Annotated in this window: 1 protein-coding gene; it reads right to left on the minus strand. The window is 35.0% G+C overall.

All coding sequences use genetic code 11. From position 1 onward, the window contains the following. Window positions 1–3,103: bifunctional metallophosphatase/5'-nucleotidase (locus ACJDUG_RS17665; RefSeq protein WP_406771186.1), on the minus strand; the 3,103-nt coding region annotated here is incomplete at both ends.

Here is a 3,103-nt window from a genome sequence, read left to right on the forward strand (position 1 = left end):
TTAAACATCATATTTCTTACTTGTCCATCATCTCCAAGAGCCTTAGCTGAATCATAGTAGGTAGCAGCAATAGTTGCTGCACTTCCAGGTGTAAGACCTGCAGCAGCCATAAAGCCTCCGCCGCCATTGTATCTGTAGTTGTTTATAGCTACCTTAAATACGTCAGTGTCTTTAACTAATATACCATTTACTTTTAGGTTCTTTATCCTATTTCCAGATATAACCACACCCTTAGAGTCTGTTGTACATGCAGGTTGAGTTAAATCTATATCATAAGTTGCTCCATATAACTGATCAAGGTTATAATCAGCTATATTAAGTACCGGATCCTTAACTATTGGATCATTAGCATTTGATACTTGTTTGTAGTATCTTACTGACCACTCCATCCAATTCTTAAGCTGCTTTCCAGTCATGTTTACTCCATATAAGAAGTTTTCATAAACATATACTCCCATTATGTCCTGTCTCTTTATATCTCCTTGAGGAACTTTTGCTGTTAAGCTTAATGGAGCTGCTATTGATAACTGAGATTTTGCAGCATTCATTTGAACTTTATTAACAAGTTCCATTATTGTTGATGGCTCAGTTAACTGTTTTGAACCTTCAAATACAGCTGTAGATTTACCTATTACTGTATTTGTATATGCAAGTGTTGCATCTTGATATGGTTTTGCAACATCAAGTATACTTTGGTCTGCAGGTATTGCAGCATTTGTAGTATCTACATTGTATGCTTTTACTCCACTTACTGCTCCATTTGCATCTACATTAATATCTATTTGGCTAAATATTCCATCACCATTCTTTGGCTCTACTACAGGTACAACTTTTCCATCTGGATTTGTAAAGGAATAGGTTTTTCCAGTATGTGCATGTCCTGCAAGAATTACATCTATTCCTGATACTTGCTGAGCTATTAAGTCAGCTTGATTTTCTGGTATAGTATCGCTTAGATTACTTGTTCCAGTATGTGCTGATACTATAACTATGTCACACTTTTCTTGATTTTTTAATACAGGAACCCATTTCTTAGCTTCATCTACTAAATCATTGAATTTTAGTCCTGCATAGTGTGCTGGATCTTCCCAGCTAGGTATAGTCTTTGTTGTAAGTCCAAGTATTCCAACTTTAATTGTCTTTCCATTAATAGTAAAGGTCTTAGTATAATATGGATTTACAAAGTTTGTGTTATCCTTTGTATTATAAGTGTTAGCAGATAGTACATTGATTCCTTCTTTTTTAGCATCTGCTATTACTCTATTTAAGGTATCTAATCCATAGTTGAACTCATGGTTTCCAAGTGTCCAAGTGTCGTACTTCATAGCTCCCATAACCTTCATCATAGGATATTCTGTTTTTGTATCAAGCATATTATAGTAATAAACTAGTGGAGTTCCTTGAATTGTATCTCCATTATCTATTAGCATTGTATTTGGATTTGCAGCTCTTAGGTTGTTCATATAGGTTGAAATTCTAGCAAGACCAATATTTGATGCTGCACTAGTGTTATAGTCTAATGGATAAATAGATCCATGTAAATCTGAAGTTCCTACAATAGATATAGTAGAATTTACATTAACTAATCTACTATCCATTACAACCTTTATTGTTTTATTAGCTCTAATATCAGCTATAAAAGCATCCCTAGCTAATACATGTTTAGTAGTGTCTAAAGTAGCCTTAACTGCTGCATCATTAAATGCAGTAAAACCGTCTCCGCCAGTTAATACAAAATCAGGACCTGCTAAGGTAAGAGTTCCTGTTATTGGTTCTCCATTTTCCTTAGTGATTTTAACAACTCTATCAAGATTAGGTCTTGATAGATCATAGTAAAATTTAATACCTGAAATCTGTATTCCTTTACCACCATCCATTACAGCCTGCTCTAGTATTGCCTTTAACTGAGCATAGTTAACTTTAACTGTGTTAATTTCATTATCAAATGGCATGAAATTAAATACTTGTCCAACAGTTACATTACCTTTGCTGAAGTTTGTTCTTAATCCACCGTTATTTGCAACACCAATATCAGCTTTAGCACTATTTTTAACTGCATCTGATGCCCAATTTCCAAGCTGTGATTCAATTGGGTTGTTATTAGCATCAAAACCATTTTTGCCTAAATCAGCAGGAATAGTTCCAATTACTTCATTGAAGGTTGGTCCTAATTGAACATTTGCTGCATCAACTATAGCTTTTGTAGCAGAGTCTTGTATTGGTGTGCCAGCAACGTAACCACTATCTCCAGGCTTTAAATTTGGATTCCCTATTTTGTAACCATTAGCATTTGTAGTATCTAAAGCAATATAATCACTTGCTGAAGGTGTAGGGAAAGTGACTGCTCCTGTTGAACTAACAGTCATCTTAACATCTATTAATCCTTTACCGTTAGATTTAGCGATGTATATTGGCATACCTTTAGAAGATAATGCATGAACCTCTGTATGAGAGTGACCTGCAAAAACAGCATTAACAGAACCAACTAGGCCATCAGCTATTGTTGCAATTGGCCCAGTTATAGGTCCATTTGCTGCATTTGTTGTATCATTTCCTTCATGAATGTCTGCAATAATTACGTCTGCCAAATTACCATCCTTAATACTCTTTGCAACTGTATTTATTTCAGTAATAGGATCAGTAAATTTGTAATTAGCAACATAGGCTGGCATTATTATATTTGGAGCATCAGTAGTAATTGCCCCTATTACTGCAATTCTTACGCCATCCTTTGTTATTATCTTATAAGGATTATAAACTCTTGTATTTGTAACTTTATCATATAGGTTAGCACATACTATGGAATAGCTAGCACCCTTCATAGTAGTATTATTAATTGTATCTAGGCCGCCCCAATCAAATTCATGGTTACCTAAGGCTGTTACTTCCATACCAATATTAGTCATAACCTGCTGTACTGGTACACCTTTAAGTACATTAGAAATCGGAGTCCCTTGATAAAGGTCTCCACCACCTATTACTAGGGTTCTATCAGGATTTGCGCTTTTAATATTGTTTACGTTCTGTGCTAGAACAGCACCTACTGGTAGTGGAGTTGCGTCAGAACTTAGAAGCTGTCCATGAAAATCTGTAATTTCTACTA

This window comes from Candidatus Clostridium stratigraminis (assembly GCF_045310675.1).
Lineage (GTDB): Bacteria > Bacillota > Clostridia > Clostridiales > Clostridiaceae > Clostridium_AT > Clostridium_AT stratigraminis.